The 25948-nt window shown below is 68.4% G+C and carries 26 protein-coding genes; 12 read left to right on the top strand and 14 right to left on the bottom strand.

The genetic code is table 11. The features are described 5' to 3' along the window. Nucleotides 1-43: 43 nt before the first annotated feature. Nucleotides 44-2113: a penicillin-binding protein 1C gene (gene pbpC, locus ACEQX1_RS07605; RefSeq protein ID WP_370196678.1), complete on the top strand. Its 2070-nt coding sequence runs from the start codon at nt 44-46 to the stop codon at nt 2111-2113. A gap of 149 nt (nt 2114-2262) precedes the next feature. On the opposite strand, the gene ACEQX1_RS07600 is transcribed toward pbpC, so the two are convergent. The 7 genes from ACEQX1_RS07600 to ACEQX1_RS07570 all read right to left on the bottom strand — a co-directional run bounded on the left by ACEQX1_RS07600 (nt 2263) and on the right by ACEQX1_RS07570 (nt 8999). Beyond that, complete coding sequence (locus tag ACEQX1_RS07600; protein WP_370195598.1) at nt 2263-3270, bottom strand: branched-chain amino acid ABC transporter permease; 1008 nt, start codon at nt 3268-3270, stop codon at nt 2263-2265. Between the two features lies 1 nt (nt 3271). Further along, nucleotides 3272-4159 carry a branched-chain amino acid ABC transporter permease gene (locus ACEQX1_RS07595; RefSeq protein ID WP_009208875.1) on the bottom strand — a complete coding sequence of 296 codons (888 nt, stop codon included), beginning with the start codon at nt 4157-4159 and terminating at the stop codon, nt 3272-3274. A gap of 6 nt (nt 4160-4165) precedes the next feature. Next, nucleotides 4166-4894 (bottom strand): ABC transporter ATP-binding protein, encoded by a 729-nt coding sequence (locus ACEQX1_RS07590; RefSeq protein WP_370195597.1) that lies wholly within the window; start codon nt 4892-4894, stop codon nt 4166-4168. After that, nucleotides 4887-5651, bottom strand: coding sequence for an ABC transporter ATP-binding protein (locus ACEQX1_RS07585; RefSeq protein ID WP_187392173.1), 765 nt, complete (start codon nt 5649-5651; stop codon nt 4887-4889). The genes ACEQX1_RS07590 and ACEQX1_RS07585 overlap by 8 nt, the downstream gene beginning before the upstream one ends. An 84-nt stretch (nt 5652-5735) precedes the next feature. Then, the gene (locus ACEQX1_RS07580; RefSeq protein ID WP_187392248.1) at nt 5736-6959 is read right to left on the bottom strand and encodes an ABC transporter substrate-binding protein; all 1224 of its coding nucleotides are present in this window, start codon (nt 6957-6959) and stop codon (nt 5736-5738) included. Between the two features lie 194 nt (nt 6960-7153). Beyond that, on the bottom strand, nt 7154-8380 hold the full coding sequence (locus ACEQX1_RS07575) for an ABC transporter substrate-binding protein (protein WP_029702526.1): 1227 nt from the start codon (nt 8378-8380) through the stop codon (nt 7154-7156). A 190-nt stretch (nt 8381-8570) separates the two neighbouring features. Continuing rightward, a complete protein-coding gene (locus ACEQX1_RS07570) occupies nt 8571-8999 on the bottom strand; it encodes a hypothetical protein (protein ID WP_370196677.1) in 429 nt (142 codons plus the stop codon). A gap of 211 nt (nt 9000-9210) precedes the next feature. On the opposite strand from ACEQX1_RS07570, the gene ACEQX1_RS07565 reads away from it, so the two are divergent. After that, nucleotides 9211-9669 carry a helix-turn-helix domain-containing protein gene (locus tag ACEQX1_RS07565; protein WP_210310340.1) on the top strand — a complete coding sequence of 153 codons (459 nt, stop codon included), beginning with the start codon at nt 9211-9213 and terminating at the stop codon, nt 9667-9669. Beyond that, complete coding sequence (locus ACEQX1_RS07560) at nt 9666-10187, top strand: DUF6456 domain-containing protein (RefSeq protein WP_370195460.1); 522 nt, start codon at nt 9666-9668, stop codon at nt 10185-10187. Before ACEQX1_RS07565 ends, ACEQX1_RS07560 begins: the two co-directional genes overlap by 4 nt. 63 nt (nt 10188-10250) lie before the next feature. Here the strand turns inward: ACEQX1_RS07560 and ACEQX1_RS07555 are convergent, their stop codons facing one another. Together ACEQX1_RS07555 and ACEQX1_RS07550 are read right to left on the bottom strand one after the other, a co-directional pair. Next, nucleotides 10251-10673, bottom strand: a complete 423-nt coding sequence (locus ACEQX1_RS07555) for a SufE family protein (RefSeq protein ID WP_009208881.1) — start codon at nt 10671-10673, stop codon at nt 10251-10253. 109 nt (nt 10674-10782) lie between these two features. Further along, nucleotides 10783-11358 (bottom strand): DUF5330 domain-containing protein, encoded by a 576-nt coding sequence (locus ACEQX1_RS07550; protein ID WP_370196676.1) that lies wholly within the window; start codon nt 11356-11358, stop codon nt 10783-10785. Between the two features lie 377 nt (nt 11359-11735). Between ACEQX1_RS07550 and ACEQX1_RS07545 the strand changes: the two genes are divergently transcribed. The 3 genes from ACEQX1_RS07545 to ACEQX1_RS07535 are packed head-to-tail and all read left to right on the top strand — an operon-like array spanning nt 11736 to nt 14653. Beyond that, a complete protein-coding gene (locus tag ACEQX1_RS07545; RefSeq protein WP_370195458.1) occupies nt 11736-13553 on the top strand; it encodes an ATP-binding protein in 1818 nt (605 codons plus the stop codon). Between the two features lies 1 nt (nt 13554). Beyond that, nucleotides 13555-14304 (top strand): peptidoglycan-binding domain-containing protein, encoded by a 750-nt coding sequence (locus ACEQX1_RS07540; RefSeq protein WP_024348746.1) that lies wholly within the window; start codon nt 13555-13557, stop codon nt 14302-14304. A 16-nt stretch (nt 14305-14320) separates the two neighbouring features. Beyond that, nucleotides 14321-14653 (top strand): DUF1491 family protein, encoded by a 333-nt coding sequence (locus ACEQX1_RS07535; protein ID WP_370195457.1) that lies wholly within the window; start codon nt 14321-14323, stop codon nt 14651-14653. Nucleotides 14654-14672: 19 nt separating this feature from the next. Here the strand turns inward: ACEQX1_RS07535 and ACEQX1_RS07530 are convergent, their stop codons facing one another. Next, nucleotides 14673-15704 (bottom strand): hypothetical protein, encoded by a 1032-nt coding sequence (locus ACEQX1_RS07530; protein ID WP_370195456.1) that lies wholly within the window; start codon nt 15702-15704, stop codon nt 14673-14675. 228 nt (nt 15705-15932) lie between these two features. On the opposite strand from ACEQX1_RS07530, the gene ACEQX1_RS07525 reads away from it, so the two are divergent. Then, nucleotides 15933-16103 (top strand): hypothetical protein, encoded by a 171-nt coding sequence (locus ACEQX1_RS07525; protein WP_370195455.1) that lies wholly within the window; start codon nt 15933-15935, stop codon nt 16101-16103. A 102-nt stretch (nt 16104-16205) separates the two neighbouring features. Here ACEQX1_RS07525 and ACEQX1_RS07520 read toward each other — a convergent pair whose 3' ends face one another. The 3 genes from ACEQX1_RS07520 to ACEQX1_RS07510 are packed head-to-tail and all read right to left on the bottom strand — an operon-like array spanning nt 16206 to nt 19592. Further along, nucleotides 16206-16832: a DUF1254 domain-containing protein gene (locus ACEQX1_RS07520; protein ID WP_370196675.1), complete on the bottom strand. Its 627-nt coding sequence runs from the start codon at nt 16830-16832 to the stop codon at nt 16206-16208. Continuing rightward, nucleotides 16822-17406: a DUF1214 domain-containing protein gene (locus tag ACEQX1_RS07515; RefSeq protein WP_187392183.1), complete on the bottom strand. Its 585-nt coding sequence runs from the start codon at nt 17404-17406 to the stop codon at nt 16822-16824. Before ACEQX1_RS07515 ends, ACEQX1_RS07520 begins: the two co-directional genes overlap by 11 nt. Before the next feature lie 32 nt (nt 17407-17438). After that, nucleotides 17439-19592, bottom strand: coding sequence for a transglycosylase domain-containing protein (locus tag ACEQX1_RS07510; RefSeq protein WP_370196674.1), 2154 nt, complete (start codon nt 19590-19592; stop codon nt 17439-17441). Between the two features lie 140 nt (nt 19593-19732). Here ACEQX1_RS07510 and ACEQX1_RS07505 point away from each other — a divergent pair, with 140 nt between their 5' ends. Then, nucleotides 19733-20209 carry a YcgN family cysteine cluster protein gene (locus ACEQX1_RS07505; protein ID WP_024348740.1) on the top strand — a complete coding sequence of 159 codons (477 nt, stop codon included), beginning with the start codon at nt 19733-19735 and terminating at the stop codon, nt 20207-20209. A gap of 188 nt (nt 20210-20397) precedes the next feature. On the opposite strand, the gene ACEQX1_RS07500 is transcribed toward ACEQX1_RS07505, so the two are convergent. Next, nucleotides 20398-20964: a hypothetical protein gene (locus ACEQX1_RS07500; protein WP_370195490.1), complete on the bottom strand. Its 567-nt coding sequence runs from the start codon at nt 20962-20964 to the stop codon at nt 20398-20400. 422 nt (nt 20965-21386) lie between these two features. Between ACEQX1_RS07500 and ACEQX1_RS07495 the strand changes: the two genes are divergently transcribed. The 4 genes from ACEQX1_RS07495 (at nt 21387) to ACEQX1_RS07480 (ending at nt 25938) form a co-directional block, all read left to right on the top strand. After that, complete coding sequence (locus tag ACEQX1_RS07495) at nt 21387-21872, top strand: hypothetical protein (RefSeq protein ID WP_230789937.1); 486 nt, start codon at nt 21387-21389, stop codon at nt 21870-21872. Between the two features lie 284 nt (nt 21873-22156). Beyond that, nucleotides 22157-23392 carry a DNA-packaging protein gene (locus tag ACEQX1_RS07490; RefSeq protein WP_370195492.1) on the top strand — a complete coding sequence of 412 codons (1236 nt, stop codon included), beginning with the start codon at nt 22157-22159 and terminating at the stop codon, nt 23390-23392. 40 nt (nt 23393-23432) lie between these two features. Beyond that, entirely contained in the window at nt 23433-24638 is a 1206-nt protein-coding gene (locus tag ACEQX1_RS07485) for a phage portal protein (protein WP_370195489.1), read from the top strand. Nucleotides 24639-25083: 445 nt separating this feature from the next. Then, nucleotides 25084-25938: an HK97 family phage prohead protease gene (locus ACEQX1_RS07480; protein ID WP_370196673.1), complete on the top strand. Its 855-nt coding sequence runs from the start codon at nt 25084-25086 to the stop codon at nt 25936-25938. The last annotated feature ends 10 nt before the right edge of the window (nt 25939-25948 follow it).

Raw genomic sequence — 25948 nt, 5'->3', positions numbered from 1 at the left:
GCGGGCGCGAACCGCCGGGCCTTCGCGACGGGGAGTTGAGCTGATGTCGGCGCGGCGCCGTCTGGCGCAACTGGGGCTGCTCGGCCTTCTGCTGGCCATCGCTGTGCTGGGCGCCGGCTATTCGGCCTTCGAGCGGGCGGTGACGGCGCGCATCGCCGCCATCGAGACCCCGGCGACCGGGGTCGAGGTGCGCGACCGCGACGGGGCGCTGCTGCGCGCCTTTGCCAATGGTGACGGGCGCTGGCGGCTGGCCGCCGGGGCCGGCGACGTCGATCCGCGCTATCTGGAGATGCTGGTCGCCTGGGAGGATAAGCGCTTTGCCGAGCATGGCGGCGTCGATCCGGTCGCCTTTGTGCGGGCGGCGTGGCAGTCGCTGGCCGAGCGGCGGATCGTGTCGGGCGGCTCGACGCTGACCATGCAGGTGGCGCGGCTTTTGGGCCGCCTGCCGACGGGAAGTCTTGCCGCCAAGGCCGAGCAGATCCTCGTCGCGCTCGCCCTGGAGCGCAGCCGGACCAAGGCCGAAATCCTGTCGCTCTATCTGCAGCTCGCCCCCTATGGCGGCAATCTGGAGGGCGTGCGGGCAGCGGCGCTCAGCTTCTTTGGCAAGGAGCCGAAGCGGCTGACGGCGGCGGAAGCCGCGCTGCTGGTGGCGCTGCCGCAATCGCCCGAACGCTATCGGCCGGACCGCTATCCCGACCGTGCCCGGGCGGCACGGGACAGGGTGATCGCGCGGATGGCGACGCTGGGGCTGATCAGCGACCGCGAGGCGGGGCGCGCCATGCGCGAGGCGATGCCGACCGGCCGACGGGCGCTGCCGATGCTGGCCGCCCATGCCTCGGTCCGGCTGCACCAGGCAAAGCCCGAGGCTGCGCGGATCGACCTGACCATCGACAAGGCCCTGCAGACGCGGCTGGAGGATTATGCGCGCCAGAAGGCGCAAGGCCTGACGAAGCCGGTGAGCCTTGCCTTCTTGGTGGCGGATGCGGCGACCGGGGAAGTGCTGGCGCAGGTCGGCTCGCCGGACCTCTTCGACCGCGAGCGCCAGGGCTTCGTCGATCTGACCCGGGCGACGCGCTCGCCGGGCTCGACGCTGAAGCCGCTGATCTACGGCCTCGCCTTCGAGCGCGGCATCGCCCATCCCGAAAGCCTCGTCGATGATTCACCCGGTGGCTTCGCCGGCTACACGCCGCAGAATTTCGACCGGGAGTTCGAAGGCGTGATCACGGCGCGGCGGGCGCTGCAACTGTCGCGCAACCTGCCGGCGGTGGAACTGCTCGGCGCGGTCGGGCCGTCGCGGCTGGTCTATCGCATGCGGCGGGCGGGCGCCGCGCCGGAGCTCGGCGACCGGACGCTGCCGGGGCTCGCCATCGGTCTCGGCGGGCTGGGGCTGACGCTGGAAGATCTGGTGCGGATCTATGGCGGGCTCGCCAATGGTGGCGTCGCCATGCCGCTGCATGTGGAGCGCAGCGGCGAGCCGGTGATGGGCAAGCGCATCCTGTCGCCGCAGGCGGCGTGGTACGTGACCTCGATCCTCGCCGGCGCCTCGACCACCACCAAGGGCTCGCCCGGCGACATCGCCTTCAAGACCGGCACCTCCTATGGCTACCGCGACGCCTGGACGATCGGCTATGACGGGCGGCACGTCGTGGGCGTCTGGCTGGGACGGCCCGACGGGGCGCCGGTGGCGGGGCTCGTCGGCCAGGATTCCGCCGTGCCGGTGATGCGCGACGTGTTTGCGCGGATCGGGCCGGTGACGCGGCTCGCCGGTCCGCCGCCGGGCATCCTCGCCTCGGCCGGCGGCGGCCTGCCGCCGCCGATGCGCCGGGTCGGCCGGGCCGCTGATCTCGCCCAGAGCGGGCTGAAGCCGGAGATCGTATTTCCGCCGGATGCGGCGAAGGTGGAACTGGGGCTTGTCTCGGGCGCCGGGAGCGAGCTGTTCCTGAAGGTGCGCAACGGCCAGCCGCCCTTCACCTGGTATGTGGACGGCCGGCCGGTGGCCCGCGACGCGCTGCAGCGACAGGCGCGGTGGCAGCCGTTGGAGCCGGGCTTTGTCGATATCTCGGTGGTGGATGCGATGGGCGCCGCGGCGCGCTCGCGGGTGTTTCTCGACTGAGGCCGGGCCGGCGCGGCCCTGAGCGGCGAGGCACTGGCGCTGGTTCCGGCGGGCAGCGTTCTGCGCGTGCTGGCAGCCGGGGGATGATGCTGGATATGGCGGTCACGCCAGCGGGGCGGCGCAGTGGCCGGCCCCGCTGGGTATTGTTCTTATCGGCGGATGAGGCGGATGGCCTCGCCGACGATGCCGCGGCGGAAAAGCAGCACGCAGAGGACGAAGATGATGCCGATCATGACAGTGACCGGGAAATCCATCGACGCGAAATAGTGCTGCATGGTGACGACGAGCGCGGCGCCGATCGCCGGTCCGAAGATCGTGCCCATGCCGCCGAGGAGGGTCATCAGCACGACCTCGCCGGACATCTGCCAGGCCACGTCGGTGAGCGTCGCGATCTGGAAGACGATGGCCTTGGTCGAGCCGGCGAGACCGGCAATGGCCGCCGACATGACGAAGGCGCCGAGCTTGTAGCGCTCGACCCGGTAGCCCAGCGAGATGGTGCGGTTCTCGTTCTCGCGGATCGCCTTCAGCACATGGCCGAAGGGCGAGTGGACGATGCGCCAGACGGCGAAGAAGCCGAACAGGAAGATCGCCAGAACGAAATAGTAGATGTTGAGCGGGTCGTTGAGATTGACGATGCCCAGCAGATAGCCGCGCGGCACGCCCTGGATGCCGTCCTCGCCATGGGTGAAGGGCGCCTGCAGGAAGATGAAGAAGATCATCTGCGACAGGGCCAGCGTGACCATGGCGAAATAGATGCCCTGGCGGCGGATGGCGAGATAGCCGACCAGAAGACCGATCAGGCCGGCGCCGCCGGCACCCAGCAGGATCGCCGAGAGCGGCTCCCAGCCCCAGACCTTGGCGGCGTGGGCGGTGAAATAGGCCGCGCCGCCGAAGAAGGCGGCATGGCCGAAGGACAGGAGCCCGACATAGCCGAGCAAGAGGTTGAAGGCGATGGCGAAGAGCGCGAAGCAGAGCACGCTCATGATGAAGACCGGATAGACATAGAACGGCGCGACGAGCAGGCCGACGACGGCGATGCCGGCGAGGACGAAGCCGATGGTCGACAGGTCGCGCTGGCCGGGCTTGCGGTCGGGAGTGACGGCGGCGCCGTCGGTTCCCTCGGTGCGGACTTCGCTGGTGTGATCCAGGCTGGTCATGTCACGCCTCCTTCCCGAACAGGCCGGCGGGCCGGATCATGAGCACGATCGCCATGATGACGAAGACGACGATGTTCGAGGCTTCGGGATAGAACACCTTGGTGAGCCCCTCGAGGATGCCCAGCATGTAGCCGGAGATGATGGCGCCGAGGATCGAGCCCATGCCGCCGATCACCACGACGGCGAAGACGATGATGATGAGGTTGGAGCCCATCAGCGGGCTGACCTGGTAGATCGGCGCGGCCAGGACGCCGGCGAGGCCGGCGAGACCGGCGCCGAGCGCATAGGTCAGGGTGAGGAGCAGCGGCACGTTGACGCCGAAGGCCTGGACGAGCTGCGGGTTCTCGGTCGCCGCCCGCAGATAGGCGCCGAGCCGGGTCTTCTCGATCAGCAGCCAGGTGGAGATGCAGATGACCAGCGAGGCGACGACGACGAAGCCGCGATAGTTCGGCATGAACATGAAGCCGAGATTGGTGCCGCCGGCCAGGAGCGCCGGTGTCGGATAGGGATTGCCCGCCGCGCCGAAATAATAGCGGAAGGTGCCCTCGATGATCAGCGCCAGGCCGAAGGTGAAGAGCAGGCCGTAGAGATGGTCGAGGTCGTAGAGCCGCGACAGCATGGTGCGCTCGATCACCGCCGAGAGCATGGCGACGATGAGCGGGGCGACGATCAGCGCCGGCCAGAAGCCGAGGCCGGTATAGGCCAGCACCAGATAGGCGGTGAAGGCGCCGAGCATGTACTGGGCGCCATGGGCGAAGTTGATGACCCGGAGGAGGCCGAAGATGACCGCGAGGCCGAGGCTCAGAAGCGCGTAGAACGAGCCGTTGATGAAGCCGATCAGCAGCTGGCCGAGCAGCGCCGGGAGCGGAATGCCGAAGATCATGGTCATGGCGCTTTACACTCCCACCACTTCGTGCAGCCGGTCCATCCGGGCATCGAGTTCGGAGGTCGGGAAGCTCTCCAGGATGTGACCGTCCTCCATCAGGAAGAAGCGGTCCGCGACCTTGCGGGCAAAGCGGAAGTTCTGTTCCACGAGAAGCAGCGTCATGCCCTTCTTCTTGAGCTCCATCAGCACGTCGCCGATGCGCTGGATGATGACGGGGGCGAGCCCTTCGGTGGGCTCGTCGAGAAGGATGATCTTGACGCCGGTGCGCAGGATGCGGGCGATGGCCAGCATCTGCTGCTCGCCGCCGGACAGCTTGGTGCCCGGCGAGTTGCGGCGTTCGGCAAGGTTGGGGAAGAGGTCGTAGATTTCCTCGATGCTCATGCCGCCGGGCGCCACGGTGGGCGGCAGCATGAGGTTTTCGGAGACCGTCAGCGTGGCGAAGATGCCGCGCTCTTCCGGCACGTAGCCGATGCCCGAATAGGCGGTGCGGTGGACCGGCACCTTCATCATGTCGGCGCCGGCGATGCGGATCGATCCCTCGCGCCGCGGCAGAAGGTTCATGATGGCGCGCAGCGTCGTCGTCTTGCCGGCGCCGTTGCGGCCGACCAGGGTGATCGTCTCGCCTTCGTGCAGATCCAGCGAGACGCCGTGCAGGACGTGGCTTTCGCCGTACCATCCGTGCAGATCGCGCACCTCGAGAAGGGCAGGGCCCTGCGGGCGGCCCGGGGCCTCAATCATCTTCGCTTCCCATATAGGCTTCACGCACGCGCGGATCGGAACTCACCGTCTCGTAGTCGCCTTCGGCGAGAATCTCGCCGCGCGCCAGGACGGTGACGTAGTCGCAGAGATCCGCCACGACGTTGAGGTTGTGTTCGACCATCACCACGGTGCGGTCCTTGGCGATGCGCTTGATCAGGGCCGAGATGCGACCGATGTCCTCGATGCCCATGCCGGCCATGGGCTCGTCGAAGAGCAGCACCGGCGGGTCGAGGGCGAGGGTGGTGGCGATCTCGAGGGCGCGCTTGCGGCCATAGGAGAGCTCGGCGGCATCCAGGTTGGCGTATTCGGCGAGGCCGACCGCGTCGATCAGCTCGTGGGCACGGTCGTCGAGCGTGTGCAGCACCCGGTTGGAGCGCCAGAACTGCGTGCCGAGATGCGCCTTGCGCTGCAGCGCGACGCGGACATTGTCCAGCACCGTCAGATGCGGGAACACCGCGGAGATCTGGAACGAGCGCACCAATCCGAGCCGGGCGACATCGGCCGGCTTGACCCTGGTGATGTCCTTGCCGCGGAAGGTGATGGTGCCCGATGTCGGTGTCAGGAACTTGGTGAGAAGGTTGAAGACCGTCGTCTTGCCGGCCCCGTTGGGACCGATGAGCGCGTGGATGGTGTTTTCGCGCACGTCGAGATCGACGGAATTGACGGCGGTAAAGCCAAAGAATTCCTTGGTCAGGCCGCGGGCGGACAGAATCGCCTCTTGCGGGGATACGCTCATCGGCGCGGGGTACTCCTGTCGGCGTTAAAACGCATTGCCGGGATGGACGCCGGCCCGCATGGGCGGCCGGCGTCCGCTGTCAGATCAGCCCTTGGGGAAGGACGAGACGTCGCAGCCGCTTTCCTCGACGGTGCCGTAGGCCTCGTCGCCGGGAACGGTGGCGACCTCCTTGTAGAGGTCCCAGGGGCCGGTGGATTCCTCGGGCGTCTTCACCTCGAACAGGAACATGTCATAGACCATGCGCCCGTTCTCCAGGACCTTGCCGTTCTTGGCGAAGAGATCCTCGACCGGCATCTCGTGCAGCTTGGCGGCGACCGCCTCGGTCTCGTCGGTGCCGGCGGCCTCGATGGCCTTCAGATACTGCAGGACCGCGGAATAGGTGCCGACATGGATCATGTTCGGCATCTTGCCGAAAGCCTTCATGTAGCGGTCGGCGAATTCGCGGTTCTCGTCGCTCTGGTCCCAGTACCAGCCCTCGGTGAGGTTCAGGCCCTGGGCCGCCTCGACGCCGAGACCGTTGACCTCGGCCAGGGTGAAGAGCAGCGCGGCGAGCTTCTGGCCGGACTGGACGAGGCCGAACTCGGTGGCGGCCTTGACGGCGTTCGCCGTGTCGAGGCCGGCATTGGCGAAGCCGACGACCTTGGCGCCGGAGCTTTGAGCCTGCAGCATGAAGGAGGAATAGTCGGTGGTGGCGAGCGGATGGCGCACGGCGCCGAGCACTTCGCCGCCATTGGCCTCGATCACCTTGGTGGCCTCGCCCTGGAGCGAATCGCCGAAGGTGTAGTCGGCGGTGACGAAGTACCAGCTGTCGTCGCCGTTCTTGACCAGCGAGCCGGCCGTGCCTTGGGACAAAGCGCGGGTGTTGTAGGCCCAGTGGAAGCCGTAGGGGCTGCACTGGCCGCCGGCGATCTCGGTCGAGCCGCCACCGGTGGTCATGGTGATCTTCTTCTTCTCACGCGACAGGCCCTGGACCGCGAGGGCCACGGAGGACGTGGTGAGGTCCATGATCGCGTCGACATTCTGGGTGTCGTACCACTCGCGGGCGATGTTGGAGCCGATGTCGGCCTTGTTCTGGTGGTCGGCCGAGACGATCTCGATCGGCTTGCCGAGAACCGTGCCGCCGAAATCCTCGACCGCGAGGCGGGCACCGACGACGGAGCCTTCGCCCGCCGTGTCGGCATAGACGCCGGAGCGGTCGTTCAGGATGCCGATCTTCACGACGTCGTCGGAAATCTCCTGGGCCGCGGCGGGAAGGGCAGCGGTGGCCGCGACGCCGGCAGCGCACAGGGCGACGAGGCTGGTCTTCATGGTCATCAAATCGATTCCTCCCTTGGAGCGCGGTCGTCACCTCCCCGTGACGGCTGTCGCGCAACTGCATTGGATCGGCCAAACCCCATGACTGCAAGCCGAAACTTCAGGCACTTGTCCTGGAATCGGGCAGCCGGCCAGAAAGCGGAACGGGGGCGGACGCCCGCGGCGCCGCCCCCGTTCCCGTGTGCGTCCTACTTGGCGAAGCTGGCGACGTCGCAGCCCGAATCCTCGACCGAGAGGAAGGCCTCGTTACCCGGCACGGTGGAGATCTCGTTGTAGTAATCCCACGGCTGGGTGGAGTCGTCCGGCGCCTTCACCTGGAAAAGGTACATGTCGTAGACCATGCGACCGTTCTCCTGAACGGTGCCGCTCTTGGCGAAGACGTCCTCGACCGGCAGCTCGTGCATCTTCTCGGCGACGGCGTCGGTGGCATCGGTGCCAGCCGCCTCGACGGCCTTCAGATACTGGGTGACGGCCGAGTAGGTGCCGACCTGGATCATGTTCGGCATGCGCTGGGTGCGCTCCATGAAGCGCTTGGCGAACTCGCGGTTCTCGTCGCTCTGATCCCAGTACCAGCCCTCGGTGAGGTTCAGGCCCTGTGCGGCCTGGAGGCCGAGGCCGTGGACTTCGGCGATGGTGAAGAGCAGGCCGGCGAGCTGCTGGCCGGCCTGGACGATGCCGAACTCAGCGGCGCCCTTGATGGCGCTGGCGGTGTCGAGGCCGGCATTGGCAAGGCCGATGACCTTGGCGCCCGAGCTCTGTGCCTGGAGCAGGAAGGAGGAGAAGTCGGTGGTGCCGAGCGGATGGCGGACCGCGCCAAGGACTTCGCCGCCATTCTCCTTGACGAAGTTGCCGGTCTGCTCCTCGAGGGAATAGCCGAAGGCGTAGTCGGCGGTGAGGAAGAACCAGGTGTCGCCGCCGGCCTTGACCAGCGCGCCGCCGGTGCCGACCGCCAAAGCGTGGGTATCGTAGGCCCAGTGGAAGCCGTAGGGGCTGCACTGGCCGCCGGTCAGCTCGGTGGTCGCCGCGCCGGTGGTGATGGTGATCTTCTCTTTCTCGCGGGACAGGCCCTGGACCGCCAGGGCGACCGACGAGGTGGTCAGCTCCATGATCGCGTCGACATTGTCGACGTCGTACCATTCGCGGGCGATGTTGGAGGCGATGTCAGCCTTGTTCTGGTGGTCGGCGGAGACCATCTCGATCGGCTTGCCGAGAACCGTGCCGCCGAAATCCTCGATCGCCATCTTGGCGGCCTCGACCGACCATTTGCCGCCGAAATCGGCGTAGACGCCCGACTGGTCGTTGAGAATGCCGACCTTGACGACGTCGTTGGACACTTCCTGTGCGCTGACGGTCGCCGGTACGAGGACGGCGGCCGCGGCGGTGCCGGCCAGCAGCAGGCGCGTGAAACTCTGCATATTCGGTGATCCTCCCAGATCGTTCGCTTTCGATCGGGCCCCAGGGCCGATGCCCGGTGAGTCACCCGATCAAGAACAGGACCGATGTTGTGGCCAGCCATCGGAAGGGTGTCAAGCTATACTACGCGAGGCTTAGTATCGGTGCGATCTGTGTTGCGAACGTTGGGTTTTTGTCTGTCGGGGCCTTCCTCTAGGGCATTGATCGACACCGGCCGGCGCGGCGAAACCGGGCGTTCGCCGCGCGCCCGGAACCGGGCGCGGCGGGACTGCGAAGCCAGCGCTCGGCGCCGCCGAGCCAGCGCGCCAGACGCTTTGCCTTGAGATGGCGGTTGATGTCGTAGGCGCGGTCGCCGCGCCGCGCCAGACGCGCCAGATGGCGAAGCTCGGCGGCCAGATGCGACAGCATCTCCTGTCGCTGCCCTTCCGGAATGAGGCTCGGATCGTCGGCCGCGACGGCCGCGTCGAGCGTGGCCGACGGGGCCGCGAAAGGCCGCAGCAACGCCGCGAGCTGATGCCGGGCGGAGCCGTCCGCGGCGACTCGCCGGCGCGCCGCGACATAGCTGCGGGCGGCGGCCTCGAGCCGGATCTGCGACGCTGGGCGGTCGAAGGATGGGGGCATGCGGATGTCCTCCTCGGATGTCCGCATGAGCCTGGCCCGCATGGGCGATGGCGGGGAAAAAATTCCTGTACGATTTCACTTCAATGCCAAAGTTTTGGCCTGAATGCTCAATCCGTCGATCCGAATCGCGTCTCATGAAATAGGAATAATTTCCACAATCGACCGTATCTGGCCTAAGAACGGGGGAGATCCCGAAACAGTGGAGGCAGCGATGCAGGATCAGATCCCGGCCAGAAGCGGAGACATTTCGTCGGACAGGGACGGCCTGCCGGGCGTCCCGGCGGCGACAGCGTCAACCGACGTGCCGCCCGCCCGCCACGGCGTTCCGCCGATCGACACGCGGCTCGGATGCCGCCTGGCGCGGGAGATCGCCAGCACCTTTCTCGACGTGCCGGTCTGCGACATCGACCGGCCGACCCGGGCCATCGCGCCGATCTGCGAAGCGCGCCATGTGGCGATGTATCTCGCCCATGTGGTCTTCCAGATTCCGCTGACCGGCATGGCCGGGCCGTTCGGCCGCGACCGCACGACGATCGCCTATGCGGTGCGGCGGATCGAGGATCGGCGGGACGATGCCGAATTCGACGCGGTGATCGAACGGCTGGAGCGGCTGGGCACGGCGATCCGGGCGGCACTCGCGCGTGGCGGCGGACGCGGAGATGAAGCGTGAGGGCGGGGTTCAACGACGACGAATCGCCGCTCGCGCGCCTCGCCAGGCGCAGGGGCCGGGATGGCGCGGCATTTCTGACGGCGGAGGAGGTGGAGGCCGGCGAGCGGTTGCGCGGCCATTTCACCCGGGGCCAGCTGATGCCCGGCATCAGCCAGCGCTGGGACGCGCAGCCGCGCGGGCAGGGCAGCCGCGGCGCCGGGGACGTTTCGGACTCGGCGATCGACGCCCGGCGGCGTGTGGACGCGGCGATCGGGGCGGTCGGGCCGGAACTCTCCGGCGTCCTGCTCGACTTCTGCTGTTTCCTGAAGGGGCTGGAGACGATTGAGCGGGAGCGGCAATGGCCGGTTCGCTCCGCCAAGCTGCTGCTGAAGGCCGGGCTCGGCGTTCTGGCGCGGCATTACGGGCTGGATCGGCCGGCAGGTCATCGCGAGGGGCATATCCGCCGGTGGGGGACCGCCGATTCGCGACCGACGATCGGCGGGGCGCGAGGTGAGGGCGATCAGCCGGCGGAAGGCTGACGCATGCGAGGCCGAAGCCGGCAGCGCGGCCGCAGCAGGGTGCCGTCCGCGACGGCAGACGCCTCAGGCGGCGGCGAGGGCCTGGCGGGCGTCGTCCTTGATCCGCGCGACCATGGAGCGCAGGCCGTTGGAGCGCTGCGGGCTGAGGTGATCCTTGAGGCCAAGGCGCAGGAAGGTCGCCTCGGCGTCTGCCTCGAGGATCTCCGGCGCGGTCTTGCCGGAAAACAAAGCGAGCGCCACGGCGACGAGACCGCGGACGATATGGGCGTCGGAATCCCCCAGGAAGGTCAGGTGCGGAGGATTGGCCGTGTCGGATTCACTGACCAGCCAGACCTGGCTGGCGCAGCCGCGGACCTTGCTCTCCTCGGTCTGGGAGCCTTCGGGCATCGGCGGCAGGGCGCGGCCGAGCTCGATCAGGTAACGGTACCGGTCTTCCCAGTCGTCGAGATATTCGAAATCCGCCGTGATGTCTTCGATCGTCTGCATTCCGCCTCCGGTCTGGCCCGATACGGCCGTGGGACCGCTCTGATCGCGATATAAGGTCAGCAGACGACGATGTCAGGCCCGGGCGGGGATGCGATCTCGGTGGAAGGTGTCAGGCGCGCGGCGCGGGCTGCGGGATGGGCAGGCGGGCCGGCGTCGTGGCGGCGGGCACAGCGGCGTCGGGACGCGGCTGGCTGGCAACCGTCCGGGTCTCCTCCAGCGCCGGCATGGCGAAAGTGGTGCTGGCGGCCGGCTTTGCGGTGCGTCCGGGCGTTGCGGGACGAGCGAGTTCCAGGACCTGCGCCACGGCGCCGGTGACGATGTCGTCCTGGCGGCTGCTTGCAGGGATCGCGCTGGCCGGAACGGGGTGCTGCGGCGCGGTCGCCTTTACGGCGGCGATGTCGGTGGTCGCCGGCTCGTCGGCCTGACCCTGGATCGTGCGATAGGCGAGGGCGAAGCCGTCGCCGATCCGGTCGCCGGCGAACTGCACCAGATCGCCACCGGCCGAGCAGGCGGCGGGGGCCCGGTCGCAGAAGCCCCAGATGTCGGCGATGGCGGCCTGGGCCCCCATCATGGCGGCGAAGGGATCGATGCCGGCCGCCGCGTCGTCGCCGTCGTTCTGGCCGCTGGGCAGGAACAGCGCGACGAGGCCGAGCAGGAAGGCCGATCTGATGATGAAGCGGATCATTTCAATCCCCGAAATGGCAGAGCATGCATCCGGTCCTGGTCGACCGGTCGTTCGATAAGCGCCACCATGCCACGGCCGTTCCAAGGGGACGTTGAAACTGCGACGCGTAGTTGATTCAAATTGTCCGTTTTCCACCGCCGCTTCGGGTCGGATGGCCGGCGGAACGGGCATCGGGCGGCGCAAGGAAGCGTTAACCATAAGCGAAGACGGACGATGTCCGAATCTGCGCTGTGCCGGGTATCCGACGGCAACGCCAACGGGAAAAGCCGTGGTTTATGGCTTCCTTAAACCGTCGGTCGCATTATCACGGTCGACCGCTGCCGGACCTCGAATTGTCCTCGATGCCCGGCGGCCTGAATGTGAGTGCGAGTTCTTGTATGACCGAGGCGTTGGACGAGCGACAGACAGGAACACCGGCCGGTGGTGCGCTGTCTCTCATCGGCGAACGGCTCGATGTTCTCGTTCCGAACTCCGTCAGCGACGCGGGTGAGCGCCGGGTGCAGGCGCTGGCGATCGGCGGCCTGATCGGCGCCGGTCTGCTCGCCGCGATTGCATCTCCCATCCTGGCACTGCTCCAGTCCGGCATCCTTGCCGTGGCGGCGCCGCTGATCGTCGCCGGCATGGCGCTGGCGGCCGCGGCCTATCTGTCCTCCACCGGCGCCATCGACCATGCCACCTGGCTGGGCGGCACGCTCGTTGCCGGCCTGATCGGCTGGGGCGCGCTGTTCGCGCAATCCTCCTCGGCCGCCTGGCTGATCCTGCTGGCGATCCTGCCGGCCGAATTGCTGATTGCCGGCCGCCGCGGACTGGCCGCGGCGCTGGCCGGGTCGACCCTGGTCTTTGCCGCCTGCCTGCTCGCCGTCGGCCCGCCGGTCTTCACCGCCGGTCTCGACCCCGCCTCGGCGACCCTGATCCTGTGCTATGGCGCGACGCTCGTCCTCCGGCTGGCCCGGCGTTCGACCGGCTCCATCACAGCCACGGCCACGACCTCGGATGCGGCCGTCGCCGGTCCGTCGATCGACGACGCGGCCGCACTCCTGGAGGCGGCGCTGATCTCGCTTGACGCCCGCGGCATGGTGACCGCGGTGTCGCCCGCCGCGCTGGCCGGCATCGGGCAGGAGCGCGACGCCGTGACCGGTCGCAGCCTCGTCGATCTCGTCCATGTCGGCGATCGCGTGGTGTTCCTGCAGGCGCTGGCGGATGCGCGGCGTACCGCGCAGGTCGTCATTGCGGCAGCGCGCTTGCGCCGCGGCGACGGGACCTATCATCCGGCAAGCCTGCGTCTTCGCGGCTGCGCCGAGACCGGTGCCGTGCATGTGGCCGTCGCGGTCGCGGCGCATGCGGCAGGCGAATCGGCGGACCTGCAGACGGCCCTCGACGCGGCCAATCAATCGTCGGCGGCCAAGAGTCAGTTCCTGGCGGCGGTCAGTCACGAATTGCGCACGCCGCTCAACGCGATCATCGGCTTCTCGGACATTCTCGACCAGGAATTCTTCGGAGGCTTCGAGAGCGATCGCCAGAAGGAATATGTCGGGCTGATCCGCCAGTCGGGCCAGCACCTCCTGTCGGTGGTCAACAGCCTGCTCGACGTGTCCAAGATCGAGGCCGGCCGCTACGAGCTGGTGCCGGAAGCCTTCGGGCTGGGCGAGGCGATGGACCTGGCGGTGGACGTCGTGCGCGAGGAAGCGCGGCGCAAGGATCTGCGCCTCGACGTGCGGCCCGGCTGCCGCGACGAGGAGATCACCGCCGACCGGCGGGCCTGCCACCAGATCCTCCTGAACCTCCTGTCCAACGCGCTGAAATTCACCGAGGTCGGCGTGGTGACGCTGGAAAGCCGGCGGGTCGGCCCGATGGTCGAATTCTCGGTCAGCGACACCGGCATCGGCATCGCCGAAAGCGACATCGAGCGCCTGGGCCGGCCCTTCGTGCAGGTCTCGTCCGGCACCACGCGGCGCTACCAGGGCACCGGCCTCGGCCTGTCGCTGGTCAAGGGACTGGCCGAACTGCACGGCGGCGACATGACGATCCGCAGCCAGCCGGGCGTCGGCACCATGGTGACGGTCCGCCTGCCGGCGGTCTATGTCGAAGGCGCCGAATCCACACCAAACCTCAAGGAAAATGTCGTAGCTCTGAGCGATGCCCGCACCCAAACGAATCTCCCCCCGCAGACCCTCGAAGCGCGCCGCTCGGCCTAACATGGGCACGACGCTTCTCGCCCTGACCCGTCGCGGCGCGGCGGGCGTGGCGCGTGCACTCGCACGCCGTCCGGCGCTGTCGGCGGGCCTGACCGGGTTCGCCATCCTGTTCGGCGGCGTGGCCATCAACGCCATGCACCAGCCGGGACCGCATCCGAGCCCGTTCCTGGCGACGCGCGAGCCGGGCGAGGGCGGCGGCACGCGCGTGGCCGGCAACAACCCGGCGCTGATGCCGGTGCCGCTGGTGCGCGAGGTGCAGACGGCACTGGCCGAGGCGGGGATCTACGAAGCGCCAGTGGACGGCCGCCCGGGCCCGGCGACGGATACCGCGATTCGCACCTTCCAGAGCCGCCACGGCCTGACGACGGATGGGGCGGCGACGCCGCTGCTGCTGTCGCAGATCCGGCAGGTGACGGCGCAGGCGCCGAACCCGTCGCCGCGGCCGAACGCCATCGCCAGCATCGAGGAGCGGATGCGGGGCATTCCGCAGAACGTGCCCGACAATTCCACCGACGCGCCCGACGACGCCCTGCAGGCCGAGATCGGCAAGCTCAGCGACAGCGAACTGGTGCGCCGGATCCAGGCCGGGCTGACCTCGGCGCAGGTCGCCGAACTCTCGGCCGACGGCATTCCCGGCGAGCGCACCCGCGAGGCGATCCGCACCTTCGAGGCGCTGGAAGGGCTGGAAGTGACCGGTGCGCCGGACCCGCGGATCCTGGAGCGGCTGATCGAGATCGGCGCGATCCAGTGAGCGGTCGCGCGCGCCGATGCGGATAACCAGCGAACTCCATGTCGCGCAGCTCGTGCGCCGGCTGTTTTCGGCCGGCGACTTCGCCGTGGTCGCACGCCGCGGCGCCGATCAGGCCGGCGCGATCTTCATCGTGGCGCGGCAGCCGGGCGGGGCGTTTCAGCTGTACGGGCCGGCACCCCAGAGCCTGAGCGAGGAGAGCGGCGAGCGCCGCTTCGTTCTCGAACCGGCGGCGGACGAGGCGGCGCTGGAAGCGCGGCTGGCCCGCGAAGCCCGCTTCGACCCGGATTTCTGGGTGGTGGAGATCGAGACCCGCGACCCCGAAGCCTTCATCGACCTCGCCGCGGAATAGATGCGGCGGCCGATCGGCCTCAGCGCTTGCCGATGGAGCGTTCGACGGCCGGCGGCAGGGTGCGGCGGCCGAAGCTGCGTCGCGGCACACCGGCGACCGGACGGATCACCAGATCGGCCGATTGCGGCTGCAACGCTGGCGCGTCGACCATGATGCGGGCCCTTGCGAGGCCGAGGCGGGACCGGCAGTCATCGGCATCCAGCCCGCGATAGATCGTCTTCATCGCCTCGAAGGCCGCGACATCCGCCCCGATGCGGGGCTTGACCAGCATGATCGCGGTGAGGGCATCGGTTGGGCCGGCCCGCAGCACCTTCAAGGCACGACCAAGCCATTCGCCGCTGGCGTCGTCGGCGATCGTCGCGATGGTCGCGGCGTCGAGGGACAGCATGCGACCGAGACCGGCATAGAAGCGTTCGATGCGTCCGGCGCGGGCGTCGGCGACGAGGCCGGAGATCGAGGTTGCCAGCGGTGCTTCGGCTGCCTTGGGCGCTGCCGGTGTCGCCGGTGCACGGCCGGGGCGGGCCAGCCGAAACAGCTCGGCACGGGCGGCCGCGGCGGCATCCTGGCGGACGGGGGTGGGGGCGGAGGACTGGGCCGCGACGGGCGCGGTCGCCGGCTTCGCCACAGCGGCGGGAATTGCGGTCGGGGCCGCTGCGGCGGGGACCGCATCGGCGGCCTCGCGCTCGGCGAGAATGGCGTGAAGGGCAGCGTCCGGGCGCTGGGCCAGCGCCTCCAGATGCCGGCTCTCGAGGCATGGGCTCGTGCGCAGGAACGGTGCCGCGATCTCGAGCGGGGCGCTGCAGATGCGATCGACGATGCCGACGGGCAGGTTGGGCGCGAAGGCGAGGGACTGAGCGAGCGTGCGCTGGGTGTCGGCGCCGAGCTGCGGCCAGGCCGAGGCGACCAGATCGCCGAACTCGCGCAGCTGCCGTTTGCCGGGCGCGCGCTGGGTCAGGAAGCTCATCGTCGCGGCCGTCACGATGGTGTCGAATCCGCCGCGCCGGATGTCCTTTTCGAGGGAGCGGTAGATGCGCGGCAGGACGTCCTTCATGGGGCTCCCGTATGGTTGACCTTTGGTTTCGCCGGGAGGAAGGATTAGCTAAGAAACATTAGCAAGCTGTTAACTGTCGTAGGGTCTGCTGCCCTGCGGACGGCGCGAATGACGAATGCGCCGGTATCAGGACCATCCGGATCATGGTCGATGCGCGATGGTCAGCCCCTGGGTCGACAGCGCCAGATACTGGATGTTGCCGTGCTCCATTGGACGAGGAATCGTACCATGGCAGTCATTGTGAGCCTGAACAGCAAGTCGGACAGATATCAGCGGACACGGCCGGTCGCGCCGGGCGGCCGCACGACGGCGGAGATCATTCTCCTGCCCTGCGTGCGCCGGGAAGCGATTCCGGAACGGGCCGGCAAGGGCGCCGTCGTGATGAAGCGGCAGGCCTGATCGCCAGCGGTTCGGCGTCGGTCGAACACTGTGGCTGGGCGAGCGGGCAGAGCCGGGCGGCCGGCCGCCGGATGCGGTGTTGCCGGGTGAGGGGGACGGCGATCAGCCGTCGCGGCTGGCGGCGGGCTGATTGGCGGTGACCGGACCGAGCGGGCGGCAGGCCAGCGAACCGATGAACTCCTCGACGGCGGGACGCTTGCTCTCCTCGTCCACCAGCACGCGGATGGTCATGTAGCCTTCGCTGAGATCGACCTCGACCGGGATGGTGGTGTCGTCGCCGCTGTCGATATCGGCATTGGCATCGACGATCTGTTCGCGGGTGCCGACGAGAAGGTCGAAGATGCCATCGACGGCGGAGCGGTCGTTGATGCTGTAGAGATTGTCGCCGTTGCGATCGTAGATCGAGGCCGACCAGAAGGTGGTGGGGCCGTAGCTGGCGATCATCCGCACCGGGCCGTCGGCCAGCGAGAAGCGGCAGCTGGCATTGACGAAGGCCGGATCGACGAAGGCGAAGTCGTGGCGATCGGAGCCGGGCGTCGGGGCGATAGTGTCGGGCCCGGCGCTGCGCAGCGCCTCGACGCGGACGGTCTCGTTGAGCGGTCCGAGCCGGGCGAAGCGGCCCCAGGCATTGTTCTCGGCCAGATGCGGCATGGCGAAGATCACCACGATATGGACGAGCGCGGCGCCGATGAGGCCGACGACGATGGCGTAAAGCAGCCTAGCGATCATAGCAGGTCTCGAGGGTGATGCTGGGCAAAGCGAGGCTGTCGACGCCGGTGGAGGCGCTGGCCGGCGTGTCGTAGAGCGCCAAAGCGAGGGTGAAGGGGCCGGTGCCGGAGGTCGCCAGCCAGTTGCCCGAGCGGGCCGAGGGACCAAGGGCGATGGCGAAGGAATTGTCTTCCTCGCGCATCAGGCTGTTGGAGGTGAGCCAGCCATTGCGCCCGGCCGCCGGCGCGATGAGCCGGCCTTCCGGGGTGAAGGGCACCAGCGTCCAGATGCGGGCCGGCGGGGTCTGGCCGGCAAGGCGGTAATTGCACTGGCGGCGCAGCGCGTTGCCGGCGCCGTCCTGGTCGGCGGTGAAGAGGATGCCTTCGCCGATGCCCAGCGTCAGATTGCCGAGGCGGGCGAGGCGGGCTTTGGAATAGGGATCGGCGTCGGGCGCGCCGGCAAAGGGATTGGCCTGCCACGGGCCGACCGACACGGTGCCGATCTCGGTCGAGCGTTGCAGCGCCCAGTCGGCGGACCAGCCGCCGAGGCCGAGGGCGATCGACAGGGCAATGAGGACGAGAAGCGCAAGACGCATGGGCGGTCAGATCCGGGGAGGCCGATGGCGGTCTAGCGCTGCGTGGCGGCGGGGGCGCCGGACGCGCTGGCGGCGGCGAGCTGTTCGGGTTCGAGCGGCGGCAGGGCCTCGAGCCGCTCGACGATATCGTCGAGAACCGCCTGGGCGGCGCGCGACAGCATCTGCGGCCCCTCGGGCGGCGGCGCCTCGCCATCGCTGGTGGCGACCTCGCGCTTTTCGGCCGGGAAGGGATCGTCGATGAACGGGATCGGCTTCAGCTCGATGTTCTTGTGGGCCGTCTCCATGAAGCGCTGCCAGGTCATGGCCGGGAGCGAGCCGCCGGTGAGGTTGCGGGTCGGGCGGAAGCTGTCATTGCCGTACCAGACGGCAGCGGTGAAATTGCCGGTGTAGCCGACGAACCAACCGTCGCGGTAGCTCTGGGTGGTGCCGGTCTTGCCGGCGACGCGGGTCATGGAGAGCTGGGAGCGGCGGGCGGTGCCGCGTTCGGAGACCGCGACGAGCATCTCGTTCATGGATTTGGTCGCGTCCTCGGTGAGGATGCGCTTACGCGACGGCATGTCGCGGCGGGCATCCCAGATCGTCTGACCGGAGGCGTCCATCAGCTGCATGATGGCGTGGCGATGGGAATCCATGCCGCCATTGACGAAGACGCCATAGGCGGTCGCCTGGTCGAGGACGGTGACCTCGCTGGTGCCCAGCGCCATGGTCTTGTCGCCGCGCAGCGGGGATTCGACGCCCATCTCGCTGGCCAGCGCCGTGACATTGTCCATGCCGACCTTCTGGCTGAGCTTGACGGCGGGCACGTTGAGGGAACGGGCCAGCGCATTGGCCAGGGTGACGCGGCCGGAGAAGGAGCGGCCGTAATTCTGCGGCGACCAGCGGCCGATGGTGATCGGGCTGTCGACGATGGTGTCGGACGGAGTCATGCCGGCCTGCATGGCGGCGGCATAGACGAAGACCTTGAATGAGGAGCCCGGCTGGCGCAGCGCATTGGTGGCGCGGTTGAACTGGGAGACGCCGTAGTCGCGGCCGCCGACGATGGCACGCACGCCGCCATCCTCGCCGATGACGACCATGGCGCCCTGCTCGACGTCGTAATTCGTGCCGAACTGGCGCAGATGATACTCGACCGATTCATCGGCGAGCTGCTGCAGCCGCATGTCGATGGTGGTGCGGGCGAGAAAGCTGCGCTGCTTGAGGCCCGCCTCGCGGGCGAGGCGCTGCACCTCCTCGAAGGCGAAGTCGAGGAAATAGTCCGGCGACTGGGTGGAGGAGCGGTCGACGGCAACGGCCGGCTGGCGGCGGGAGGCGACGACCTGGCCCTCGGTGACGAAATTGGCCTGGACCATGTTGGTCAGGACCTCGTTGGCGCGGGCGCGCGCCGCCGGCAGGTTGATGTGCGGCGCATAGCGGGCCGGGGCCTTGAACAGGCCGGCCAGCATGGCCGACTCGGCCATGGAGACGTCGCGGATGTTCTTGTCGAAGTAGAATTCCGCCGCGGCGGCCGCGCCGAAGGTGCCGCCGCCCATATAAGCGCGGTCGAGATACATGGCGAGGATCTCGCGCTTGGTCAGATTCGACTCCAGCCAGAGCGAGATGAAGGCTTCCTTGATCTTGCGATCGATGGTCCGCTCGTTGGACAGGAACAGGTTCTTGGCGAGCTGCTGGGTGAGGGTGGAGCCGCCCTGGACGACGCCGCCGGCGCGGGCGTTCTCGGACATGGCGCGGGCGAGGCCGAAGAAGTCGATGCCCCAATGCTCGAAGAAGCGCCGGTCCTCGGTGGCCAGTACCGCCTTGATGAAGGAATCCGGCATCTCGTCGATGGGCACGGCGGCCGCGCGCAGCACGCCGCGGCGGCCGATCTCGTCGCCATGGCGGTCGAGGAACTGGACGGAATAGTCGGTTTCCTGGGGCAGGCCCTTCGCCGTGACCTTCATCGCCGGCTGGGCCAGCGCCAGAAGCAGCACGAAGCCGGCAAGACCAAGGGTCAGGCCTTCGCCCATGACCTCGAACAGGAAGCGGTTGAAGCCGCGCACGCGGAACTTGCGGGAGAACACGGTGACGCCTTCCCACCACGCCGCGAAGGCATGGAAGGAGCGCCACAGGCTGGAGTCGATCCAGGCGTCGATCTCGATCAGTCGCGAGGGCTGCCTGCGCCGCCGGCGTTTTTCGGGAGTTTCGTCCAAGGTCAACCTGTCACTCTCGGCCGGACCCCGCGCCCGCGACGCATCTGCGGCCGCGACGCGACGTCCCTTCATCAGGAAGTGCTTGTACCCTATACGTCGAGATCATGAAAAAGTCGCGAGGAAGTGCAGACATTTCAACCATGCGTGATTCCGGCAACAAGCCCTTCTGGCAGGCCAAGAGCCTCGAGGAGATGACCCCCCACGAGTGGGAGTCGCTCTGCGACGGCTGCGGGCGCTGCTGTCTCAACAAGCTGGAGGATTGGGACACGGGCGAGATCGCCTGGACCAATGTCGGTTGCCAGCTCTTGGACGGCGAGAGCTGCCGCTGCCGCGACTACGACAACCGGCAGGCGACGGTGCCCGACTGCGTGTCGCTGGACGTGGCGACGGTGCGCTCGATCGGCTGGCTGCCGCCGAGCTGCGCCTACCGGCTGGTGGCCGAGGGGAGCGATCTCTACTGGTGGCACCACCTGGTCTCGGGCGATCCCGACACGGTGCACCAGGCCGGCGTCTCGGTGCGCGGCCGCACGGTCAGCGAGGCCGGCATGGCGCTGGAGGATTACGAGGACCATCTGGCGGCCTGGCCGGGCGAGAACCCGATGGATGATGCCGCTTAGGGGGGGCATGAAAGAACTAGGGAAAAAGACCTAATTATATACGTGATAAAATTGAAATATTCCTATGGGTGATCCGCGACAGGCCGGCAGAGACGGAAGCGGAGATCGAGGTTACCCTTGAGATGGTGGCCGCTGCTGGAACTCTGATTTCGCTGAACAACGCGGAGAGGGATTCCGGCGCAAGCTAACTATAGATGTCTATAAGGCGATGGAGTCGGCAAGGATTCAGCGTAGTGATAGTCGATTGTAGAAATTTTTACCGACGCGTTGATTGTTTTCGCGCATAAGTTGGCGATGTCTTCGGATTTCACAGGTTTCAGGTCTGACAAAGTCAAAGCTCTAGTTCTCGACTGTGGTTTTTCTAGCTTAGGGTTTATGCGCAGGAGGTGTATCTCTTGTGCATCCTTGACGGGGATTGTCGTCCAGAAATCATGAATAAGCCGGTTCCTCTCGGTTCTTATCTCATTGTCGATCTCGTTTATCGTGTCTTCAAGCTCAGTGAACCAATCGTGAGATATCTTCTTAGCGAAGCCAAGTGTCCGCAGAGCCTGAATTTTGGATCGCATGTCCAGCTGGCTAAGCATGATTGTCTTCGTGTTGGGGTCCGAGAAGTCCGCTAGTCTTGCAAGCAAGATGGTAATGTCCATCTCAAGGGCGCTCCAAGCGACGCATAGACGACCGATTTCATGGGCGTGGGAGTCGAATGCCTGCATCCGCGTTTTCATGAAATTTTCCAGACCGGAGATGACTTCCATGGCGGGGACCCCAAAGACAAAGAGATGGATGAAACCACGCGCATTATGGAGCGCTTGGTTAATACGCCTTCCAGTCTAAGGGCGGGAGGGAGGATAAGGAAGGCGAGCAGGCTTCGCGGAGGACTGCAGTGAAAAGGACTCGCGAAAATTGCGACGCTGTAGTCGGATGGGCGGATGGAAAACCGACCTCCTCTCCCACGCCGCCCTTCGGCGTGGTCTCGAACGAGCCATCCTTCATAGCCTCGCGAATGCGAAGGCACATGAACCAAGCGGTCTTGTAGCTAGGAAAAAAGTCCTTGACGGCGTGACGGTGGTCGGGTAGGGTTCAGCTACAGTCGAGAAATTGCGGGCGGCGGGGTTTGACCCCGGCGCCCTTTTTGTTGGCCGGTGTCGCCGGCGGCGGGTTCGGGGGCAGGCGCGGCATGGCGGAGCTGTTGTCGGAGCGACTGTTCGTGCTGCTGCGCCGCGAGGTCGAGACGCTGCAGGCCGAGTTCTCGGACAATATTCCTTTATCGCGGGCGGCCGGCGCGGCGCGGGCCAATGCGCCCAGGGCAGCGACCGCCAACGGGGCGAAGCGGCGGGCGCCGGCGAAGGCTGGCGGTGAGGCCGCGCAGGCGCCGCGTCGGGCGAGCGCCAAGGAGCGGGTGGAGAGCATCGGCCAGGCGGCACGCACGCTGGAAAAGCTCCTGGAACTGAAGCGGCTGGAACGGCTGGCGGTGGAGGGCGGCGACGCGGACGCGGCGGAGACGGCCCGGCTGCGCGAAGAGTTTCTGTCGCGGCTGCGCAGCCTCGATGCGCGGCGGCGCGAGGGGGCGACCTTGTTCGATGCCGACGGCGCCTATGCAGGCGATCCGCGGCCGGTGGATGACGGGCCGGCGGGGCCTTCCGCGGCGACGGATGGCGCATGACCGGCGGGCGGCGGGTTGGCGCGACGGGGCAGGGCGGCGGCGACGATGAAGGCGCCGATGGCGGGTCGGGCCGTGCGGGTTTGGCACGGGGCGTGGGTGCGGCGTCTAGGGTCGCTGGGAGCAAGGCGGCGGCCGGCGATGGCGGCGCTGCCGTTGCGGGCGGCTGTGGAAACGGATCGGAGGTCGGAGCCGCTGCGGCAGCGGACGACGCGGGGCTGCCGCTCTTGTCGGAGGCGGAATATCAGGCGGAAGTGGCCGAGCTGTCGGGCGAGTATCCTGGACCGGTGCTGGCGAGCGCGTCGCCGCACTGGCTGCGGCTGGCGCGGCGCTCGCAATTGCCGCCGCCCGGCCACTGGCGGCAATGGCTGCTGATCGGCGGGCGCGGCTCGGGCAAGACCCGGGCCGGGGCCGAATGGGTGCGGGCGATGGCGGCGGGGGCACCGCCGATCGCCGCGCGCCCGCATGGCCGGATCGCGCTGATCGCCGAAACCCTGGGAGATGCGCGCGAGGTGATGATCGCCGGCGAAAGCGGGATCGTGGCGGCCTCGGTGGAGGGGCGGCCGGTCTATGAGGTGAGCCGGCGGCGGCTGGTGTTTCCGAACGGGGCGATCGCGCATGTGTTCTCGTCGGAGGACCCGGACGCGCTGCGCGGCTACCAGTTCGACGCGGCCTGGGGCGACGAATTCGCCAAATGGGTGCATGGCGAAGCCTGTTTCGACAATCTGCAGTTCGGTCTGCGCCTGGGCGTGCGGCCACGGGCGCTGTTCACCACGACGCCGCGGCCGATCCCGCTTCTGAAGCAGTTGATGGCGGATGCCGGGACGGCGACGACCCACATGCGCACGGCGGAGAACGCGGCGAATCTGGCGCCGGGATTCCTGGCGGCGATGGAGGCCCGCTATGGCGGGTCGCGGCTCGGCCGGCAGGAGCTGGAAGGGCTGATTCTGGAGGCGCGCGAGGACGCGCTGTTCGACGTGGCGGCGATCGACAGGGCGCGGGTGCGCACCGCGCCGGAGCTGCGGCGGGTGGTGGTGGCGGTGGACCCGCCGGCGACGGCGACGACGCGCTCGGACGCCTGCGGCATCGTCGCGGCAGGCCATGCGGCGGACGGCACGATCTATGTGCTGGCCGATGCGAGCCGGCGCGGGGCGAAGCCGCATCAATGGGCGGGCGCCGCGGTGGCGCTGTTCGAGCGGCTGGAGGCGGACCGGATCGTCGCCGAGGTGAACCAGGGCGGCGACATGGTGGAGGCGGTGATCCGCGCCTGCGCGCCGAGCGTGCCGTTTCGCGCCGTGCGGGCGTCGCGGGGCAAATGGCTGCGGGCCGAGCCGGTGGCGGCGCTCTACGAGCAGGGCCGGGTGCGCCATGCGGGGCGGTTTCCCGAACTGGAAGACGAGATGGCCGATTTCGGCCCGGACGGCTTAAGCGGCGGGCGCTCGCCGGACCGGCTCGACGCGCTGGTCTGGGCGGTAACGGCGCTGACCGGGCCGGTGCGCGACCCGCGGGTGCGCGGGCTTTGAGGCGGCTTCCGCGTCATTCGAAGCAATCTGGAGACATTTCATGGGACTGGCACGGACGATCGCCGACTGGCTCGGCGGCGGGAGCGATGCGCGTGCGGCGGTGCCGGGGGAGCGAAAGGGCGTGGGGTCTGCCGGCGGGGCGCTGGTGTTTTCGGGCGGCGGCGATCCGGGCGGATGGAGCGAGCGCGGCTATGAGGGGCTGGCGCGGGCGGGCTTCATGCAGAACCCGGTGGTCTATCGCTCGGTCCGGCTGATTGCCGAGACCGCGGCGGCGATCCCGATGCTGCTCTACGAGGGCAGCCGGGAGGTCACGGCGCATCCGATCCTCGACCTTCTGCGCCGACCGAACCCGGCCAGCGACGGCCAGAGCCTGACCGAGACCCTGTGCGGGCATCTGCTCCTGTCGGGCAACGCCTATCTGGAGGCGACCGGCATCGACGGCGAGATCCGGGCGCTGCATGCGCTGCGGCCGGACCGGGTGCGGATCGTCGAGGGCAGCGATGGCTGGCCGGAGGCTTATGAATATCGCGCCGGCCACGCGGTGCGCCGGATCGCGGCTGAGGGGAATGGCGAGCGGCCGGCGACGCTCCTGCACGTGCGGCTGTTCCATCCGCTTGCCGAAACGGCGGGCTATTCGCCGCTGGCGGCAGCGCAGACGGCGCTCGATTTGCACAATGCGGCGTCGCGCTGGAACAAGGCGCTGCTCGACAATTCGGCCCGGCCGTCAGGGGCGCTGGTCTATCAGCCGGCCGACGGGGGCAATCTGGCGCCCGAGCAGTTCGACCGGCTGAAGGCCGAGCTCGAAAGCGGCTATGCCGGGGCGGCGCGGGCCGGGCGGCCGATGCTGCTGGAAGGCGGGCTCGACTGGAAGGCGATGGCGCTGTCGCCCAAGGACATGGATTTCATCGAGGCGCGCAACGGCGCGGCGCGGGACATCGCGCTGGCCTTCGGCGTGCCGCCGATGCTGCTGGGGATCCCCGGCGACCTGACCTATGCGAATTATGCCGAGGCCAACCGCGCCTTCTTCCGGCTGACGGTGCTGCCGCTGGCGGGACGCCTGGCCGGGGCGATCGGCGACTGGCTGGGCGGCCATTTCGGCGCGCCCGACCTGCGGCTGGCGCAGGATCTCGACCGGGTCGAGGGGCTGAGCGCCGAACGCGAGGCGTTGTGGGCGCGGGTGGGGACGGCGGACTTCCTGTCGCGCTCCGAAAAGCGCGAGGCGGTGGGGTACGGCGCCGAGGTGTGAGGCGTCCCGGAGCAATCGCGACACTTGGTTAAGTCCTGGCTAACCACCGGGCGAGGTAAGCCCGTGGAAACCATGCGGCCATCCTTCTCGTGCCTGTCTGTAGCTGCAGTGTCGCGGCTTCGATGAATGCGAGAGGAGCCCGCCGTGAAAGACGACGATGGCGCCATTGGCTGCGCCAGGGCCGGGCTGATCCTGCTGCTCGTGTGCCTGGTGTTCTGGGGCATCGTGTTCTGGTGGATCGCCTGATCGCGCCCGACGGCTGATGGGGCCGCGCGGTTTTCCCGCGCGGCCCGCCGCTTGGGTGGGCGCTGTTGCTGCGTGGCCGAAACCGGCATCCGGCGGTTCGGGAAACACCCGAGACGTCTTCTGTAATCGACAGACATGACATGTGCCGGGGTCCTTGAGAGCGGGCCGGCCGGCGCGCGACCATCCCATGGAGGTGCCGATGAACGTCGAACCCGTGTCCGTTCTGGCGCTCTGGGCGTCGAAGATCCTCGGCGCGGCGGCCGGGTCGGCGATCTCGGTCGCCTATCTCTTGCCCAAGGGGCGGCGCGAGGCGGCGTCGCGCTTCCTGATCGGCATGGTGACCGGCGTGGTGTTCGGCCCGCCGGCCGGGCTGATGCTGGCCGAGCATCTCGACCTCGGCCAGACGCTGAGCGCCATGGAGCTGGCGCTGATGGGGGTCGGCCTCGGCGAGCCTGTGCGCCTGGTGGGCGCTGGGCGTGCTGTCGCGCTTTGCCGACGGGTTGTTTCGCGGCGGCGAGAACCGGCCGTGGAGAAAGCGATGACCGGCGGGCTGCGCGCCCGCACGGCGCCCGGCGCGACCGAGGACGGGGCGATCCGCGGCTATGCGGCGATCTTCGGCGAGACGGATCTCGCCGGCGACATCATCGAGCCGGGGGCCTTTGCCGCCTCGGTCCTGCGCCGGGGCATGGCCGGCATCGCCATGCTCTCGCAGCACGATCCCGGCCGGCCCGTGGGGCGCTGGCACCATGTGCGCGAGGACCGCACCGGTCTTTATGTCGAGGGCGCCCTGGCGCTGGCGACGGCGGCCGGGCGCGAGGCGGCCGGGCTGATCGCGGCGGGGGCGCTGGACGGCCTGTCCATCGGCTTTCGCACCAGGCTCGCGCGCCGCGGCGCCGGCACAGCCCGGCGGCGGCTGGTGACCATCGATCTGTGGGAGGTCTCGCTGGTGACCTTCCCGATGCAGGAGCGGGCGCGCCTGTTTGCGGGCGTGGCCAGCGCGGCGGATCATGCCGCCCCGCGGCGCGCCCTGACCGCGACCGGCTTTGCCGACTGACATCTGAACT

The organism is Aurantimonas sp. (assembly GCF_964217435.1).
Taxonomy (GTDB): Bacteria; Pseudomonadota; Alphaproteobacteria; order Rhizobiales; family Rhizobiaceae; genus Aurantimonas; species Aurantimonas coralicida.
Note: the sequence above shows the minus strand (reverse complement) of the source record. Positions and strands in the feature narration are given on the sequence as shown.